This is a genomic window from uncultured Phascolarctobacterium sp. (assembly GCF_934190775.1).
Taxonomy (GTDB): Bacteria; Bacillota; Negativicutes; order Acidaminococcales; family Acidaminococcaceae; genus Phascolarctobacterium_A.
The window spans coordinates 14,084-31,348 of record NZ_CAKPTG010000020.1 but is presented as its reverse complement, the minus strand read 5'-3'; the positions used below and the strand labels follow the sequence as shown (position 1 = coordinate 31,348).

General features: G+C 50.6%; 17 protein-coding genes. 2 read left to right on the top strand and 15 right to left on the bottom strand.

The features are described 5' to 3' along the window. Positions 1-13: 13 nt before the first annotated feature. The 14 genes from ftsZ to mraZ all read right to left on the bottom strand — a co-directional run bounded on the left by ftsZ (position 14) and on the right by mraZ (position 13,830). Positions 14-1,084 carry a cell division protein FtsZ gene (gene ftsZ / locus Q0G26_RS09940; RefSeq protein WP_293830276.1) on the bottom strand — a complete coding sequence of 357 codons (1,071 nt, stop codon included), beginning with the start codon at positions 1,082-1,084 and terminating at the stop codon, positions 14-16. Between the two features lie 111 nt (positions 1,085-1,195). Continuing rightward, positions 1,196-1,528 carry a small basic family protein gene (locus Q0G26_RS09935; protein ID WP_293723366.1) on the bottom strand — a complete coding sequence of 111 codons (333 nt, stop codon included), beginning with the start codon at positions 1,526-1,528 and terminating at the stop codon, positions 1,196-1,198. Continuing rightward, positions 1,525-2,223, bottom strand: coding sequence for a DUF881 domain-containing protein (locus Q0G26_RS09930; protein WP_021719802.1), 699 nt, complete (start codon positions 2,221-2,223; stop codon positions 1,525-1,527). The genes Q0G26_RS09935 and Q0G26_RS09930 overlap by 4 nt, the downstream gene beginning before the upstream one ends. 50 nt (positions 2,224-2,273) lie before the next feature. Beyond that, the gene (locus tag Q0G26_RS09925) at positions 2,274-3,062 is read right to left on the bottom strand and encodes a cell division protein FtsQ/DivIB (protein WP_293830274.1); all 789 of its coding nucleotides are present in this window, start codon (positions 3,060-3,062) and stop codon (positions 2,274-2,276) included. Between the two features lie 35 nt (positions 3,063-3,097). Further along, on the bottom strand, positions 3,098-4,045 hold the full coding sequence (locus Q0G26_RS09920) for a D-alanine--D-alanine ligase (protein WP_293830272.1): 948 nt from the start codon (positions 4,043-4,045) through the stop codon (positions 3,098-3,100). Further along, entirely contained in the window at positions 4,035-5,429 is a 1,395-nt protein-coding gene (murC, locus tag Q0G26_RS09915) for a UDP-N-acetylmuramate--L-alanine ligase (protein ID WP_293830270.1), read from the bottom strand. Before murC ends, Q0G26_RS09920 begins: the two co-directional genes overlap by 11 nt. Positions 5,430-5,442: 13 nt before the next feature. Then, on the bottom strand, positions 5,443-6,546 hold the full coding sequence (murG, locus tag Q0G26_RS09910) for an undecaprenyldiphospho-muramoylpentapeptide beta-N-acetylglucosaminyltransferase (protein ID WP_293830268.1): 1,104 nt from the start codon (positions 6,544-6,546) through the stop codon (positions 5,443-5,445). Beyond that, positions 6,543-7,916 carry a UDP-N-acetylmuramoyl-L-alanine--D-glutamate ligase gene (gene murD, locus Q0G26_RS09905; protein ID WP_293830266.1) on the bottom strand — a complete coding sequence of 458 codons (1,374 nt, stop codon included), beginning with the start codon at positions 7,914-7,916 and terminating at the stop codon, positions 6,543-6,545. The genes murG and murD overlap by 4 nt, the downstream gene beginning before the upstream one ends. Positions 7,917-8,002: 86 nt before the next feature. Then, positions 8,003-8,965: a phospho-N-acetylmuramoyl-pentapeptide-transferase gene (gene mraY / locus Q0G26_RS09900; RefSeq protein WP_293830264.1), complete on the bottom strand. Its 963-nt coding sequence runs from the start codon at positions 8,963-8,965 to the stop codon at positions 8,003-8,005. A gap of 25 nt (positions 8,966-8,990) precedes the next feature. Next, the gene (gene murF, locus Q0G26_RS09895) at positions 8,991-10,355 is read right to left on the bottom strand and encodes a UDP-N-acetylmuramoyl-tripeptide--D-alanyl-D-alanine ligase (protein ID WP_293830262.1); all 1,365 of its coding nucleotides are present in this window, start codon (positions 10,353-10,355) and stop codon (positions 8,991-8,993) included. Continuing rightward, complete coding sequence (locus Q0G26_RS09890; RefSeq protein WP_293830261.1) at positions 10,349-11,836, bottom strand: UDP-N-acetylmuramoyl-L-alanyl-D-glutamate--2,6-diaminopimelate ligase; 1,488 nt, start codon at positions 11,834-11,836, stop codon at positions 10,349-10,351. Before Q0G26_RS09890 ends, murF begins: the two co-directional genes overlap by 7 nt. 165 nt (positions 11,837-12,001) lie before the next feature. Continuing rightward, positions 12,002-12,406, bottom strand: coding sequence for a septum formation initiator family protein (locus Q0G26_RS09885; protein ID WP_293830259.1), 405 nt, complete (start codon positions 12,404-12,406; stop codon positions 12,002-12,004). Positions 12,407-12,451: 45 nt separating this feature from the next. Further along, positions 12,452-13,384, bottom strand: coding sequence for a 16S rRNA (cytosine(1402)-N(4))-methyltransferase RsmH (gene rsmH / locus Q0G26_RS09880; RefSeq protein ID WP_293830257.1), 933 nt, complete (start codon positions 13,382-13,384; stop codon positions 12,452-12,454). Positions 13,385-13,398: 14 nt separating this feature from the next. Beyond that, positions 13,399-13,830, bottom strand: a complete 432-nt coding sequence (mraZ, locus tag Q0G26_RS09875; protein ID WP_021719813.1) for a division/cell wall cluster transcriptional repressor MraZ — start codon at positions 13,828-13,830, stop codon at positions 13,399-13,401. 237 nt (positions 13,831-14,067) lie between these two features. On the opposite strand from mraZ, the gene Q0G26_RS09870 reads away from it, so the two are divergent. Then, the gene (locus tag Q0G26_RS09870; RefSeq protein ID WP_021719814.1) at positions 14,068-14,277 is read left to right on the top strand and encodes a DUF1858 domain-containing protein; all 210 of its coding nucleotides are present in this window, start codon (positions 14,068-14,070) and stop codon (positions 14,275-14,277) included. A 118-nt stretch (positions 14,278-14,395) separates the two neighbouring features. Next, the gene (locus tag Q0G26_RS09865) at positions 14,396-15,349 is read left to right on the top strand and encodes an L-lactate dehydrogenase (RefSeq protein ID WP_293830254.1); all 954 of its coding nucleotides are present in this window, start codon (positions 14,396-14,398) and stop codon (positions 15,347-15,349) included. Positions 15,350-16,034: 685 nt separating this feature from the next. Here Q0G26_RS09865 and Q0G26_RS09860 read toward each other — a convergent pair. Next, complete coding sequence (locus Q0G26_RS09860) at positions 16,035-17,264, bottom strand: DNA-processing protein DprA (protein ID WP_293830253.1); 1,230 nt, start codon at positions 17,262-17,264, stop codon at positions 16,035-16,037. Between the last annotated feature and the right edge of the window lies 1 nt (position 17,265).

Sequence of the window (17,265 nt, the reverse complement as noted above, 5' to 3'; positions counted from 1 at the left end):
TGCCTTCCTTTCATCAGTGGCGCAGCCATGGCGGAATCTCGTTAGGATCAGAGAAGCTCTTGATCACGCCGCCATTGTTGCGGTTGATAGATGCCGGACCGCCAACAGTATTTTTGGTAACCGGAGATTTTTTCTCAAAGCCGGTAGCGATAACCGTAACACGGATTTCATCATTCAGGCTTTCGTCAATAACAGCACCGAAGATAACAACAGCGTTCGGATCTGCTGCTGCATTGACAATATTAGCAGCCTCGTTGACGTCAAAGAGGGACAGCTCCTTGCCGCCGATAATGTTGATCAGTACGCCGCGGGCACCATCAATAGATGCTTCCAAGAGCGGGCTCTTGATAGCAGCTTCGGCTGCGGCCTTGCCGCCGCCTTCGCCCTTGGCAGTACCAACACCCATCAGTGCGCTGCCTGCGTTGGACATAACAGTCTTCACATCGGCAAAGTCAACGTTAATCAGACCAGGAACAGCAATCAGGTTGGAAATACCCTGAACGCCCTGACGCAGAACGTCATCGGCCTTTTTGAATGCCTCCAGCATGGAGGTGCGTTTTTCAATAATCTGCAGCAAACGGTCATTAGGAATGGTAACCAGGGTATCAACCTTTTCCTTCAGGTTAACGATACCGGTTTCTGCCTGCTTCATACGGCGAGGACCTTCAAAGCCAAAGGGTTTGGTTACAACGCCGACAGTCAGTGCACCAATTTCCTTGGCACATTCTGCAACAACGTGCGCAGCGCCGGTACCAGTGCCGCCGCCCATACCGGCAGTAACAAATACCATATCTGCACCCTTCAGGACCTCCAGAATCTGGTCACGGGATTCTTCGGCAGCCTTTTCGCCGATTTCAGGATTAGCGCCTGCACCCAGGCCCTTAGTCAGCTTTTCGCCGATCTGAATGCGTTTTTCTGCTTTGGAAAGCATCAGGCACTGCTTATCGCAGTTCACAGCAATAAATTCAACGCCGCTTACGCCTGCATCAATCATACGGTTAACGGCATTATTGCCGCCGCCGCCAACACCGATTACCTTAATGTTGGCTAATGGTTCAAAGGTTGTTTCTACGTCATCAAACATATTTTACGTCCCCCTTAGCTTTGGGTAGCTTTTTTGCTATAAATTCTACTGTTTATTCTTCAACATACGCCTGCCATTTTCCTGCTTATTGCAGAATTTTTTTCTGCAGCACTATTTACCCATATACAGGCGACGGATAATGCCCATATTCTGGAAGACACGCATGCCAAAAATCAGGACTGCTACCAAATATAAATCAATACCAATCAAGTTGCCGGCATAGCACAAAAAGGCTGCCAGAATACCATTAATGAAAAAGCCGGATATAAAGACCTGTGCATCATAATTGCCTTCTAACGAAGCACGCATACCGCCAAGCACTGCGTCCATGCCTGCCATAACGGCTACAGCCAGCAGGCGGGCGTATTCAGGCGGCACGCTGAAGGGACAGTAAACACCAAGCATCAGGCCAAGCACAAGGCCTGCAATAGCAAATGCAATCATTTTGCTGCCTCCTTCCCTTCCACCGTTTTGGCATATTCAAAGCTGCGCGACGATTTGAGCGCCGGGATATGCAGCTTTTCTACCGTTTTGATTTTTACCTGAATGCCCCAGAACTCAAAGGTTTCAACAACACCGCCACGCAGACGCAGCGCGCTGCTCAGCGTTTTGGGAGCGCCGATGGCCTTGATTACATAGGGCGGAGCACTGCGCACATTGTTGACCGAAATCGTCGGGCCTGCACAGCGCACCTCGCTCATCGCTACGATGCGCTGGTCGTTCAGCGAAATCGCTTCCGCACCGGCAGCACGCAGCTCGTTGAGCACACGCAGCAAATCCTCATCATGAATAATATACAGATTGGGATTTTCGTTGGACTTTTTGGCAATGTTGCTGTCGTCCAGCAAAATCTCAATGCCTGTGCCCTCTACATCAGTAGTTCCGGCCATCAGCTTCATGCGCTCATCTGCCGGATCCTTGGCAGCACCTGCACGCAAGGTTTCCAGCTCCAGCTGCAGCTGTTTGTTTTCGCTTTCCATAGACCTCAGGCGTTCAGACAAATCCTCAACGCGGTCCATTCGTACCGAGCGCTGACGCTCAGTAGCTTTGTACTGTACCGAAAGCATAAAGCCCAACACCATGAATACCACGGCAATCAAGAGCTTGCCCTTTAAATCCATAGTCAAAATTTCTTTCATTTTTTCTCCCTCACTGTGACAATCACTGCAACAAATGCAGTCAACTCCCTTTAAACGGCGCCTTGCTTCGGCAGAAGCTTGATATAAGGCTTGGCAAAGGTCAAATCAATATATTCAGCCTTAATATTTTTATCTTTAATTTCATTAAACACTGTCATAAACAGCGGCGCCTTCTGCGCAAGCCCCTGCGCTTTACCCAGACGCACCGGGAAGCAGCCGCTCAGCTGCAGCTTGACCTCCTGCTTGTTATCAACAGCAATTTCGCCAATACGCTGCTGTGCTTCCGGCGTCAGCTGCTGCAAAAACTTCAGGATCTGCAGCACGCCTTCATCCTCCACCCTGTCGCCAAGATACAGATTGCCGCACTTCACACCGGCAAGCACCGGTGCCTTGGCATCAGGAATGGTCGTCGTCACGCTGATGACAATGCCATTGTAATCCAGCTTCAGGTAGCTGCGATACGAATTGGCTACATAAAGCGCCGGCTGACGCTCCTCAACGCTCACCTGCAGCGTCGCCGGGAAGCGGTAGGCTGCCTCCGCATTTTGGAAGCGCACATCATGCGAAAGTGCTTCACGCACGCGCGATGTGCTGGCGTTGAAAAGGTTCAGCGGTCCCTTGCCACAGCCGGCGAGCGAAATAACATCCGCCTCCGTCAGCAGGCTGGTGCCGTGAATGCTGACACTGCCGAAGGCAAAGGATGGACTGTGCAGAAAGCGCCAGCCATAGAAGCAGGCGGCAGCAGAGGCCGCCGTAAATAACACAAGTTTTACCAGCCGCCATATTTTCTGGCGTCGGCGCCTGCGCACCTGCTCGCGAAAGCTTTGCGACGAATCCATGCTGCACCTCCTTCATTCATTAGCGAAGCGCTGTATTATTTAGCGCTCAGCAAAATTTTCTCACACAAATCCGGGAAGCTGATGCCTACAGCAGCAGCAGCCTTCGGAACCAGGCTGGTTGCGGTCATGCCGGGCACAGTGTTGGCCTCAAGCACATAAGCAACGCCATCTGCATCACCCAGCATTGCATCTACACGCGCTACGCCGGAAAGGCCCAGCAGCTTGTAGGTTGCTACAGCTATTTTCTGGATATAAGCGGTAGTTTCCTCATCAAACGGTGCGGGGCAATGGTAGTCCGTAGCACCCTTAGTATATTTGGAATGGAAATCATAGGCACCGGAATGCGGTGCAATCCAGATAACCGGCAGCGGCTTCGGCTCGCCATTTTCTTCCATAATGGAGATGGTCAGCTCCTTGCCCTTGATGCACTTTTCTGCCAGCACGTTTTCGGAATACTTGAAGGCTTCCTCCAGCGCAGGAACAACCTCCTCCGCAGTCTTGGGAATAACAACACCAATGCTGGAGCCCTGGGTTGCTGCCTTGATAACTACAGGCAGACCGAACTCGGAAATAATTTTCTCTGCCAGCTCCTGCAGATTGCCTGCATCACGCTTGTTGATAATCATGCAGGGTGCAGTAGGAATGCCTGCAGACTGCAGATAACGCTTCGTAGCAGATTTATCCATAGAAACAGCGCTTGCCAGCACACCACAGCCGGTATAGGGAATGCCTGCTGCCTCCAGAATGCTCTGCAGGCGGCCATCTTCGCCGTACATGCCATGCACTGCGTTAAATACTACCTTGGCATTCATTGCGCGCAGCTCGTTAATCAGATTAGCAGGCTCCAGCTCCAACTCTTTGGCATTATAGCCCTTTTCGCGCAGCGCATTGGCGATAGCACCGCCGGTAACACGCGAAATTTCGGCCTCAGAGGAAGGACCGCCCAAAACAACAGCAACAACATCTTGCTTATTAATCTGCATTTCTTTCCAACTCCCTAACTAATTCTTCACCAATTTTAAATACATCACCGGCACCAATTGTCATAACAAGATCGCCGGCGCGTACAACGCGCTCCAGATATTCTTCAGCCTTGGTCAGCTTGCCGATATACAGCACCTCCTGACCTGTCGCTGCTTTGATACCCTCCGCCAGATGCATGCTGCTTACGCCGGGGATGGCTTCCTCGCTGGCTGCATAAATGTCGGTCAGGATCAGCTCATCGCAATCCTTAAAGCATTCGCAGAACTCGGAGAACAGCAGCTTGGTGCGGGTGTAGCGATGCGGCTGGAACACGCACAGTAAACGCTCAGGCTTCGTCTGTCTGGCAGCCTTCAGCGTTACGCCGATTTCTGTCGGATGGTGGGCATAATCATCTACCACCCACACACCATTGACCTTACCCTTGGTTTCAAAACGACGTTTAGCACCACCAAACTTTTTCAGGGAAGCAAGAATCTTGTCGGTAGCAATGCCCATCTCATGTGCAGCAGCAAAAGCACCCATGGAATTAAGCACATTATGTCTGCCGGGGACAACAAGATGCACCTCGGTCACAAATTCTCCCTTGTAGTAAAGCTTGTAGCTGGTGCCGTCAACACCGTAGGAAATGTCGCGGGCAGTGTAGTCAGCACCCTCGCCCTCAACACCATAGGTAATGACCTCTTTATCAGTTTCGCCAGCCAGACGGCGCACCTTGGCATTGTCAAAGCAAAGAATCGCCTTGCCGCCCTCCTTGATATTGCCGACAAACTGCTTGAAGGCCTGATATATATTTTCTTCTGTACCGTAATGGTCCAGATGGTCATCTTCAATATTAGTTACTACTGCCAGATACGGATACAGCTTGAGGAAGGAGCCGTCGCTCTCGTCTGCCTCCGCTACTACGAAACGTCCTGCGCCATTGCGTGCGTTACCGCCGAGGCTGCTTACCTCGCCGCCGATGATAACAGTCGGATCAATGCCGCTTTCGGCCGCAATGCAGGAAATCATCGCACTGGTAGTAGTTTTGCCGTGAGCGCCTGCAACAGCTACGCCGTCGTCAGCGTTCATAATTGCTGCCAGCACATCACTGCGGTGCAGCACGGGAATACCGCGTCTGCGTGCCTCCACAAGCTCCGGATTATTTTGGTGAATCGCTGTAGAAATAACTACAGCCTCAGCATCGTCTACCTGGCTGGCAGCATGGCCCATATAAACCATAGCGCCCTCCTCTGCCAGATGTGCCGACATATGGCCGGCGTTCAGATCGGAGCCGCTCACATCATAGCCACGCTTAATCAGGACATAAGCAATTGCGCTCATGCCGGCGCCGCCGATACCGATAAAATGTATGTTATGCAGGTTTGCTAATTTGTTTTCAGCCACTCGAGGCCCTCCCTTATTGTTTAGTCAAGGCCACAGCCTCTTTGGCTATAACCTCTGCAGCCTGCGGTCTGCCAAGCTTTTTGGCTGCCGCCTGCATTTGCTGCAATTCCTCTTCGTGCACTAATAAATGCTCGATAAATTCCAAAACGGTGTCGCCGGTCAGGTCCTTGTCCAAAATAACCTTGGCTGCACCCTGCGCTTCTACCGCTCTGGCATTGAACTCCTGGTGATTTGCTGTAGCATACGGATAAGGCACCAGCAGTGACGGCACTCCCTTCGCCATCAGCTCCGCCAGGCCAATCGCTCCGGCGCGGAACACTGCCAGATCTGCGGCAGCCAGCGCCACCGGCATATTATGCAGATACGGCTTGATGATAATGTTATCAGCCACGCCGCCGCGCTTTTTGATTTCCGCCATATAGGCTTCGTAATTCACATCACCGGTTGCATGCAGCACCTGCACCTCCGGTCGGCCGGAAAGTGCCAACTCTGCCTCCAGCATAGCGTTGTTGATGGTGCGTGCACCGCGACTGCCGCCGGAAACAAGAATTGTCTTCTTTTTAGCGTCCAGCCCCAGCTCTTTAATGGCCTCCTCGCGCGTATGCTGCAAAATTTCACTGCGGATAGGGTTGCCGGTATATTCCAGCTCTGCCTTGCCATGGAAATATTTGCGGCCCGCCTCATAGCCCAAAAAGACCTTGCGCACATAGCGTGACAAAATCTTGTTGGTCACACCGGGCATCGCGTTCTGCTCCTGAATGCAGCAGGGAATCCCCTTCAGCGCTGCCATGAAGACAACAGGACCGCAGACGTAGCCGCCGGTGCCAATCACCAGGTCAGGCTTTTCGTCGCTGATGATTTTGTAGGCATCATAAAGGCCTGCAAAAAGCTTGGCCGCACTGCGCAGGGTGTCGAAGCTCAGACTGCGCTTAAAGCCTGCTACCTCAATAAACTGCAGCTTGTAGCCATAGCGGGGAATGATATCCTTCTCTAATCCCTGCCTGGTGCCTACGAAGCTTACCTCCGCCTCAGGCTGCAGCTTTTTTATCTGGTCCGCAATGGTCAGGGCCGGATAAATGTGTCCGCCCGTACCGCCGCCGGAAAGAATTACCTTCACTTAACGTTACCTCCCTCCAGCTCGTGTACCAGCTTTTTAAAGTAGTTACCACGTTCCGGATAATTTTTGAACATATCAAAGGACGAGCAGGCCGGGGAAAGCAGCACTACCTGCGGCTTATGCGCCAGCGCATGCGCCTTGGCTACTGCGTCTTCAAAGCTGTCGGCCAAAACAATGTTGGGCACACCGCAGGCAACAGCAGCCTTGTTAAAGCGCTCCTTGGCAGCGCCCAGCAGAATCAGGGCGTCCGTCTTTTCCTTCACCAGCTCCATCATCGGCTCCAGCGGTGTCAGCTTATCGTGACCGCCTGCCAGTAAAATGATGTGACCGTCCTTAAAGGCCTCCAGCGCCTTAATCGTGGAATCGGTGTTGGTAGCCTTGGAATCGTTATAATACGGTACGCCGTCGATAGTAGCGACGTACTCAATGCGGTGCTCAATGCTGTGGAAGTTGCGCAGCACGTCCGCCATATCGCTGATGCTCACTCCGGCGAAGAAGCCGCAGGCAATGGCTGCCAACACGTTTTCCTCATTGTGACCGCCGAACAGATGCAGCTCGCTGATATTGCACACAGTCTCCTCTTTGCCGTCCCAGCCGATGATAAAGTCACCATTCTGCATATATACACCCTGCTGTAGCTTTTCCTTGCGGCTGAACCAGCACAGGCGACCCTTGGTATCATCACCCCAGGTGCGCACGATGGCGTCATCGTAATTAAGCACTGTTACCTGCGCCGGTCCCTGCTGGCGGAAGATATTCTTCTTCGCCTCGCCGTAGGCCTCCATCGTATGATGGCGCTCCAGATGATCCGGAGTCAGGTTCAGCACAACTGCGATATCGGGGCAGAAGCTGCTGACTTTTTCCAGCTGGAAGCTGGAAAGCTCAGCAGCAAGCCAGCCTTCCTGCGGCAGGCTTTCTACTTCCTTAGACAGCGCCAGGCCAATGTTGCCGCCTACAGCAGAAGGCACCGGCAGACGCTTGAGCATTTCGCCCACAATAGTAGTGGTGGTGGTTTTGCCGTTCGTACCGGTGATAGCGGCAATATGACCGCCGTACAGCCTGTAGCCCAGCTCTACCTCGCTGATGACCTCCAGTCCGCGCTGCTCTGCCAGCAGCACATTTTTGCTGTCGCAGGCAATGCCAGGTGACAGCACCAGCACACCTGCAATATCCAGCAGGCGCTCAAACGCTTCCTGTCCGATTGCCAGACCGCCGCCAGCGCTCTCTAAAAGCTGCAGCAGTTGCGGCTCAATGGTGCAGTCCATATCGTTATATAAATATACCTGCTGCTTTCTGTCCGCCAGCACCTGCGCTGCGCCACGGCCGCTGATGCCAGCGCCATAAACGATTACAGCATTCTTTTTAGTCATCAAAAAACACCCTCTATTCATAAACATATGTAGGCTATAGCCATTTCAGCGCAAAAATGCGCCAAAAGGATATAGCCGGAAAAATTTTATACAAATGCATTCAGCCACAGGCACAGACCAATGACAGATAACAGGCAGCTTACTGCTGTAAACACACGCACAACCTTAACCTCGGCCCAGCCGCCCAGTTCAAAGTGATGGTGCAGCGGCGCCATGCGGAAGATACGCTTGCCGCCGGTAAAGCGGAAGTAAGTAACCTGGATAATTACCGAAAGTGCTTCGGCAACGTAAATGCCGCCCACAATAACCAAAAGCAGCTCGGTGCGTGTCAAAAGTGCCAGTGCAGCTACAGCGCCGCCCAGTGCCAAGGAGCCTGTATCACCCATAAATACCCTGGCGGGATGACGGTTGAAGAGCAAAAATCCCAGGCAGGCACCGGTCAGCCCCAAAGAAAAACCGCTCAAATCCAGCATGCCCTGCATGTAAGCAATAAAAGCGAAAACCATGGTAACCGGCAGGCTGACGAAGGATACCAGTCCGTCCAGACCATCCGTCAGGTTTACGGCATTGGTTGTACCAACCAAAAGCAGGAAGGCCAGCACATAATAACCCCAGCCCAGGTCAATAACAGCGTTGATGCCGGGAACCCACAGCTCCGTATTGCGAATATGGGTTTCAGCAAAATATACATAAGCGCCGGCCAGAATGAACTGCAGCAAAAATTTTTGCTTCGCTGTCAGGCCCAGATTGCGCTTCATTACAACCTTGATGTAATCATCTATAAAGCCTATAACTGCATGGCCCACAGTCAGCACCAGGGCAATAATCACATGGGGAGTAAACTTGCCCCACAGCAAAGCCACTACCAGCGCTGCCAGCATCATCAGGCCGCCCATAGTCGGCGTGCCGCTTTTTGCCATATGGCTTGCCGGTCCGCATTCGCGAATGGATTGGCCAAACTTCAGCTTGTGCAGATAAGGAATCAGCACCGGGCCAATTAAGGCACACACGATAAACGCAGTCACAGGAATTCCGATTAATTTCAACATCTACTAAAATCTCACTCTCTAAAGTTTACTTGAACAGCTCCAGCATCTTGTCAACTTGCATGGAATGGCTGCCCTTCAGCAGGATAATATCACCTGCATTAGCCAGCTGGCGCAGAGTATCTGCTGCCTCCTGACGGTCAGCGCAATGCTTGCTGTTGCCGCCAAGCTTAGCAGCCTCGTCCGCAATATAAGCAGCCTGCGGACCATAGGTCAGCACAAAGTCCACACCGTTTTCTACCGCCCAGCGGCCCACGCGGCGATGCGCGTCCTCACTGATAGCGCCCAGCTCCAGCATGTCAGCCAGCACAGCAATGGTGCGTGCCTTGCCATGCGCTGCCTTCTTCGCCTCAGCCAAGGTCTTCAGTGCTGCCTCCATGGAAGCAGGGCTGGCGTTATAAGCATCGTTGATAAAGGTAATGTCGCCGATATAAATTATTTCCTGACGGCTGCCGGTAAGACGGGCAGTTGCCAGTGCCTGCGCACTGGCTGCCATCGGCACGCCGTAGCAGAAGGCGCCGGCAATAGCGCTCAGCGCGTTATAAACATTATGCTCGCCAATCAGCTGCAGGCTCACCTTCACAGCCTCGCCCGTAGCCTTGTGCGTGCAGGTAAAGGTAGTGCCTGCACCGTTAGTCACAATATCACTGCCGCGGAAGTCGCAGTTTTCGCCCAAGCCGAAGTAAACAACTTTTGCCTTGGTCTTGCCTGCTGCCGCCAGCACGTATTCATTGTCGCCGTTGAGCACAGCAAAGCCATCCTCCGGCAGATTAAGCACAATCTCGCTCTTGGCCTTGCCGATGTTTTCCATGCTGCCCAAAAGCTCCATGTGGGTTTCGCCCACATTGGTAATCAGGCCGCTGTCAGGCTCTGCGATGCGGCACAGCTCAGCAATCTGGCCCAGGCCGCGCATGCCCATCTCCACAACGGCAATATCCGTATCCGGCTGAATGCTCAGCAATGTTTTCGGCAGACCGATTTCATTATTGAAGTTTCCCTGAGTTTTGACAACATTATATTTGCAGCTCAGGCAGGCAGCCAGCAAATCCTTGGTAGAGGTTTTGCCGTTGGAGCCTGTGATAGCAAAAACCTTCAGGCCCTGCTTACGCAGACGGTAGGCATGCGCCAGCTGCTGGTAGGCAAGCAGGGTATCATCAACCATGAACACAGCAACGCCCGCAGGCAGGCCGCTAACCTCATGGGAAACAACAACGCCCGCAGCACCCAGCTCCACAGCCTTGGCACAATAATCATGGCCGTCAAAATTATCGCCCTTCAGCGCTACGAACAATTCTCCCGGCTTCACCGCACGCGAATCGGTGGTTACGCCGCTAAACTCAAAATCTGCACAAACAGCCTTGGTGGCTGCTAAAACTTCACTGGCCTTCAGCATTTTTTATCACTCCAGTATTCCATTACAACTTCTTTATCGTCAAAGTGAATAGTTCTGTCCTTCAAAATCTGGTAATTTTCGTGGCCTTTGCCAGCAATCAGAATTACATCGTCATCAGCAGCGTGGGCCAGCGCATAGCAAATAGCCTCATGTCTGTCGCTCAGACGGGTAACGCATTTGCCTGCAGGCACGTCCTGCAGTGCTGTAAAGATTTCGTCGATAATCAGCTCCGGATCCTCAGTACGCGGGTTATCGGAGGTAACGACGATGTTATCAGCCAATTGCAGCGCCAATGCACCCATCAGCGGACGCTTCTTGTTGTCGCGGTCACCGCCGCAGCCGAACACCACCCACAGCTTGCCGCGAGTAATGGACCGTGCAGTCTTCAGCACGTTCTCCAGGCCGTCGGGAGTATGCGCATAGTCCACGATGACGGTATAAGGCTGACCTGCCTCAACCAGCTGGAAGCGGCCGGGAACGCCGTCAAAGCCGTCGAGCACGGAGCAGATGATTTCCTTATCAATCTTTTCTGCCAGCATTGCGCCGATAACGCCCATAACATTATACACGTTGAACTCGCCGGTAATCTTCAGCTCCAGGTCCATTTCACCCACCGGAGTGTGCAGCAAAAGCTGCATATGCTTCGGTTCTACGGTAAAGCTCAGCGGATAGATGTCATTGTCATGGCCTTCGCCGTAGGTCAGCACGTTAGCCTTAGTGCGCTCGCGGATAATTGCGGAGCTGGCGTCGTCCATGTTGAAGACAGCGTTTTTGTTCGGCTTATTACCGTCAGTCAGGTGCTCAAAGAGCAGGCTCTTGGCATCGCGGTAATTTTCCATGGTTTTATGGAAGTCCAGGTGATCCTGGGTAATATTCGTCAGCACAGCACAGTCATATTCAATGCCTGCAACACGCTTCAGTGCCAGCGCATGGCTGGAAACCTCCATTACGCAGTAGTCGCAGCCGGCGCAGCACATAGCATACAGTGTCTTCTGCAGGTCAACTACATCCGGAGTAGTGTTGTGAGATTCAGTAATCTCATCGTTAATCATAATATTGATAGTGCCGATCAGGCCTACCTTGTAGCCTGCCTTACGCAGAATCAGGCGAATGATGTTGGTAGAGGTGGTTTTGCCGTTAGTACCGGTCACACCGATCATTCTCAGCTTGCGGCCGGGGTAATCATAAAAATACGGCGTTACCAACTCCATCGCCTCACGCGTATCAGCAACCTTAATCAAGGTAATGCCCTGCGGCAGCTCAGCCGGCACGTCCTCCACCAGCGCAGCAACAGCGCCCTTTGCAGCAGCCATCGCCAAAAATTTATGTCCGTCCACAGTCGCGCCCTTCAGGCAGATAAAAAGGCTGCCGGCCACAACTGCACGGGAATCAGCAGTTACATCAGTAATTACTTTATCAGCACTGCCAAGGACTTCAGCCTGCGGCAGTAATGCAAGGAGAGAAGCTAATTGCTTTTCCATTTATTGACCTCCTGTTTCAGCTTCTGCAGCATAACGGCAAAAGCATAAATTTCTTCTAGATTTCTTGTACCGGAGAATTTAAATTGAAACGGCAGCCAAAAGGCTGCCTCCCAAAAACCCATTCAAATTATATCACAATATACAGTGAATGGCTATGTATATTTGTTATTTGGTAGCCAAAGAATTGCTGCTTTTTGCAGCCTCGCCAGCCTTAACATAGATGTTGCTGCGGGCAACGCTCATACCAAGGCGCTGCTCTGCCAGGCCGATAATACGCTCCGGACCTTTGAGCTGTTCAACCTCAATTCTCAGCTCGTTGTTCTGGTTAATCAGCTGCGCCTCCTGCTTCTGCAGGCTGACAAGCTCATTGCTGCACTGCACCATAGCCTCGCTGCGCAGAACCATAGCGAAATAAGCCACAATGACAACTGCCATAATCTTGAACAGTCCATTGCGGATGAGCTTCATTTTATCAGGTTTACGTCTTCTGCGACGGACAGGCTGCGGGGCCTCGTACTGCTCAGCAGGCTGCTCTTGCCAGGCGTAATTGTCATATTTTCTAGCAAGCATCAAAATCACCCTTCATCAAACATCACATCTATCTTAATCTATCTGTCAAATCTTGATTGCGTAACGCAAGCGTGCACTGCGGCTGCGCGGATTCTCTTCAACCTCGGCCTTGGAGGGAACGATATTACCGATTTTACGCAGCAGCGGCTTTTTGCCGCACACGCATACAGGCAGCTGCGGCGGGCAGGTACAGCCCTTGGCCAGCTTAGCAAAGGTCTGCTTGATAATTCTGTCCTCCAGTGAATGGAAGGTAATAACGCCGATACGGCCGCCACTCTTCAAGCGGTCCACAGCTTTTTCCATCGTATCTGCCAGAATTCCCAGCTCGTTGTTCACCTCAATGCGAATCGCCTGGAAGGTGCGCTTCGCCGGGTGCGGGCCGTCAAGCCTTGCTCCCTTGGGGATAGCCTTCTTGATTACATCCACCAGCTCAAAGGTAGTGGTCAACGGATTTTCCTTGCGTGCTGCCACAATAAACTGGGCAATGCGCTTAGACCAGCGTTCCTCACCGTAACGGTGGATGATGTCGGCCAGCTCTTCTTCCTTGTAGTGATTGACGATATACTCTGCATCAAGACGTGCTTCCTTGTTCATGCGCATATCCAGCGGGCCATCATGCATATAGGAAAAGCCACGCTCCGGTGTATCCAGCTGGTAGCTGGAAACACCCAAGTCAAAAAAGATACCATCAATTTTATCAATGCCCATGGAATCCAATACCTGGGAAAAGTTTTCAAAGTTAGACTTGGCAACAGCGGTTTTGCAGGCAAACTTGTTCAGCAAACGCGCAGAACCTGCCGCAATCGCATCATCGTCCTGGTCAATGCCAAGCATCAGGCCACCAGCCTCCAGCTGAGCGGCAAAGGCACTGGTGTGACCGGCACCGCCCATGGTGCAGTCCACGTAAATGCCATTTTTATCTGTGATTAAAAACTCCACGCTCTCAGCGAGCAGGATACTTGTATGCTTAAATTCCATAGCCAACACCAATCTTATATGCCTAAATCAGCAAGCTGCTCGGCAAGCTCGCTCACATCCTCAGCATTTTCTTCATTATATTTGTTCCAACGTCCGGCGTCCCAGATTTCGGCTCTGCTGCCAACGCCAACAATCACGGCATCCTTTTCCAGACCGGCATGAGCACGCAGGTTTGCCGGCAGCAGCACCCTGCCCTGCTTGTCGCATTCACCCTCGCAGGCACCGCCAAAGAGGAAGCGGGTAAAATCACGCGCTGTTTTGCGGCTCATCGGCAAGGCGGACAGCTTTTGCTCCAGCTTCTGCCATTGCTCCATATCGTACACAAAAAGGCAACCATCAAGGCCCTTGGTGATGATAAACTTACCGCCCAGACTTTCACGCAGCTTTGCAGGCATAGCAAGACGACCTTTTGCATCTATGGTATGTTCGTATTCACCCAAAAGCATGATATCGCCCCCTTTTCACCCACATTACACCACTTTTCTCCATTATAGCGTTTATCGGCTGTAAACGCAAGTATTTCACAGCTCAATGTAAAAAAATAATTAAAAAAATGTGAACTCTGTCAAGCTGATTTCGCAAAAAATTTTCCGTAATAAATTTGGCTTTTAGAGGCACAGATGATATAATGAATGAGTACGGATTTTGTGTACAATTTTTATTAAAAGAAGGAGATTTATACAATGATTACTAAAGATACCGGCATTATTGAAGCCGTTCAAAACCATCCTGAAATCATGGAGGTTTTCGCTGAATATGGTCTGGGCTGCATCGGCTGCATGGCTGCTCATTTCGAAACCATCGGTCAGGGCGCTGGCGCTCACGGCATTGATGTTGATGCTCTTATCGAAGATATCAACAAGGTTATTGCTGAAGCAGAAGCAAACAAATAATATAGCACAATGTAATAAATACGCCAACGGCATATTTATTACGGTATAGCAAAAAATGAGGGAACTATCTCCAGCATAAGTGGGGACGGTTCCCTGTTTTCATAAGGAGGTTTTAGTTATGTTAAAAACTCGTAAGGTTGTAATCGTCGGAGCCGGTCACGTTGGCTCCCATGTTGCTTTGGCGCTCATCCAATCCGGTGAGGCTGACGATATTGTGCTCATTGATATTCTCAAGGAAAAGGCTGCAGCACAGGCGCTGGACTTAGATGACTGCGTCAGCGGCGCACTTTGCGGCCGTGATGCCATCATCCGCGCCGGTGAATACAGCGAGCTGAACGATGCAGATATTCTGGTAATGGCCTTCGGCCGCAGCCGTCGTCCCGGCGAAACACGCCTTGATATGTTTGACGATTCCATTAAGATGGCCAACGAGGTTATCAGCCACCTTAAGCAGGTTGACTTCAAGGGTATTATGATCAGCATTTCTAATCCGGCAGACATCATCTGCGAGCATATCCGCCGCAAGATGAACTGGGAGCCGCAGCGCTGCTTCTGCACCGGCACCAGCCTCGAAAGCTACCGCCTGCTGCGCGTGCTCAGCGCCGCTACAGGCTACAGCCGCAAATCTATTCAGGCCTTCTGCATGGGCGAGCATGGTAATTCCAGCTTCGTTGTCTGGTCTGCCATCCGCATCGGCAGCAAGAGCTTTGCCCAGTTGCGCGCTGAACGTCCGGAGCTGGCAGCACTCAGCCTGGAGGATTTGCAGCTGCAGGTTAAAAGAGCCGGCGACATTGAAGTCGACGGCAAGGGCTGCACGGAATTTGGCATTGCCAACGCTGCCTGCATGCTGATTAAGGCCATCTTCCATGACGAAAAATTGATTTGGCCCTGCTCCACCATACTTAGCGGCGAATATGGCCAGAAGGACGTTGCTGCAGGTGTTCCCTGCGTAATCGGCAAAAAGGGTATTGAAGATATTTTAGAGCTGCCGCTGACGGAAGAGGAGCAAACTAAGTTTACCGCTTCCTGCGACATTCTGCGTGGATTCTTGGAGAGAGCGGCGAGCCTGTAAGGCGCTGCGCTCTCGCTTCCCCCTCTCCGTCATCGCTTCGCGATGCCACCTCTCCCCTAGGAGAGGCTAGAAGGCTAGCAAAAAGCCATGACGAGCAATTAACATATCGTGTAAGGAATAGCAATTTTAGCAAATGAGTGTTTGGAACCATAGAAGCAAGGGTACGTAACTTTCTGTTACCATCTGACAAATTTTACCGAAGCTTCGTCCTGGTTCCGCACGAAATTTGCGTTATGCCCTAAGGCATGGGAAAATTGCTACTGACTGGAACGATATTTAATTGCGACACGCTCGGCACCTTCCCCGAGGGGCACAACCCTCAGTCATCGCCTACGGCGATGCCAGCTCCCTTGCAGGGAGCATATAGAAGTTAAACAGATTTGCGAAGTTTAGCCTTCCACAGGTCTGATATATCTTCCCTGAAAGGGAAGGTGGCTGCGAGCTTTGCGAGCAGACGGAAGGGTTGCAGCGCGATATTTAATTGCGACACTTACATGTAAATAAGCAAAAAACACCGGCATCCGTCGTACCCCTGGTACGGCAGACGTCGGTGTTTTCACGTTTTAGCGTATATTAAACTCTTACATGCTCCAGGCTCAATACTCCCAGCTCAGGCCAACAGCAAGCATATCCAAAGGTTAGCAACTACAGCTCAATTACTGTCTACTGCATTGCGTTGTGACTTTTAATTATCCTCTGCAGCAATATATCTTACCGGCCTTGTCAATTTGATAACCTGCTTTTCAGCAACAGCTTTTTTTAACCACGCCTCTGCTTGCTTAGGAACAATATCTAATGCTTCAATTATTTCTTTCGAATTATGCTCATTTTTAAGGAAAGCTTTAATTATTGGCAAAGCAGCTTTATAAATCGCATCACTGGTAAATGCCTTCTCCTTACTATATTCCGAAGAATTATCACTGACCAGATAAGCTTCTGTATCAGATGGTTCTGCAAATAAATTATCCATAGTTAATTTATTAACAGCTTCATCCTGCTCCAAATTTGAAAAATCAAGTTCATTAGGATTAGAAAAAGGAGTTGCACCAGCTTTTATCAATTCCGAATTACCACGATAGATATCAGTATCCCAGACATAAGGATGTCCCCACTTTCTTTTTAGGGACTCCATTACACCCGTCCATGTTCCACCCTTATTTAAATCAGCAGCTATAGCAAAGGTTTTTTTAGCCATTGCATAAATGTACTTATTTCTATCCATAGCTGAATATACCAAAAAACCTTGATTTGGACTTACGACAGAAAAAACTAACAGCCTGTTTTGCAAAATTGGTTTTATGTACTCTCCCTGCACTATTTTTTTAGCCATAGAATCAGCTAAAAATTCAATACAAGCTCCTCCATTTTTTAATGCTACGGTACGCGATGTACTGTCAACACCCCTAGCTCCGCCAGAAACAACAGTTATATTTGCCAGTGCAGCCTTTTGGGCTATGGTAGCACACACTGTTTTACCATTGTCATCAATATTTCTAGAGCCTACAATACCAATGCAATCATTTTTAGCCAGTTCCAAATTACCGCTATAATAAAGCATAGGCGGAGCATACCGCCCTCCCAAAACTTTTATCAGACGCTTGGGATAATTATCATCACTTTTAGTAATAACATTAATCCCCTTACTTTCAAGCTTCTGCAACTCAAAAGCAACATTTATACTTCTTGACAGAAGCACAGTTATTCTAGAAGCATCAGCTTCAGAAATAGCAAGTTTAGCAATCAGCTCATCTGCACTTAAACCAAGCAAGGCAGCAGGTTCCTTCAGCTCAGATTTATATATCTTGACACTCAGATTATACCACTGAATAGCAGTAAACGGTTTCACATCATCCTTCAGCGCAAGTGAAGAACATAACAATATTGTAACTTTAGCATTATCGCTTAAATTAGACATT

Coding starts and splice junctions, on each gene's coding strand:
- ftsZ (WP_293830276.1), bottom strand. CDS start 1,084: ATGTTTGATGACGTAGAAACAACCTTTGAACCATTAGCCAACATTAAG.
- Q0G26_RS09935 (WP_293723366.1), bottom strand. CDS start 1,528: ATGATTGCATTTGCTATTGCAGGCCTTGTGCTTGGCCTGATGCTTGGT.
- Q0G26_RS09930 (WP_021719802.1), bottom strand. CDS start 2,223: ATGAAAGAAATTTTGACTATGGATTTAAAGGGCAAGCTCTTGATTGCC.
- Q0G26_RS09925 (WP_293830274.1), bottom strand. CDS start 3,062: ATGGATTCGTCGCAAAGCTTTCGCGAGCAGGTGCGCAGGCGCCGACGC.
- Q0G26_RS09920 (WP_293830272.1), bottom strand. CDS start 4,045: ATGCAGATTAATAAGCAAGATGTTGTTGCTGTTGTTTTGGGCGGTCCT.
- murD (WP_293830266.1), bottom strand. CDS start 7,916: ATGACTAAAAAGAATGCTGTAATCGTTTATGGCGCTGGCATCAGCGGC.
- mraY (WP_293830264.1), bottom strand. CDS start 8,965: ATGTTGAAATTAATCGGAATTCCTGTGACTGCGTTTATCGTGTGTGCC.
- murF (WP_293830262.1), bottom strand. CDS start 10,355: ATGCTGAAGGCCAGTGAAGTTTTAGCAGCCACCAAGGCTGTTTGTGCA.
- Q0G26_RS09890 (WP_293830261.1), bottom strand. CDS start 11,836: ATGGAAAAGCAATTAGCTTCTCTCCTTGCATTACTGCCGCAGGCTGAA.
- Q0G26_RS09885 (WP_293830259.1), bottom strand. CDS start 12,406: ATGCTTGCTAGAAAATATGACAATTACGCCTGGCAAGAGCAGCCTGCT.
- rsmH (WP_293830257.1), bottom strand. CDS start 13,384: ATGGAATTTAAGCATACAAGTATCCTGCTCGCTGAGAGCGTGGAGTTT.
- mraZ (WP_021719813.1), bottom strand. CDS start 13,830: ATGCTTTTGGGTGAATACGAACATACCATAGATGCAAAAGGTCGTCTT.
- Q0G26_RS09870 (WP_021719814.1), top strand. CDS start 14,068: ATGATTACTAAAGATACCGGCATTATTGAAGCCGTTCAAAACCATCCT.
- Q0G26_RS09865 (WP_293830254.1), top strand. CDS start 14,396: ATGTTAAAAACTCGTAAGGTTGTAATCGTCGGAGCCGGTCACGTTGGC.
- Q0G26_RS09860 (WP_293830253.1), bottom strand. CDS start 17,264: ATGTCTAATTTAAGCGATAATGCTAAAGTTACAATATTGTTATGTTCT.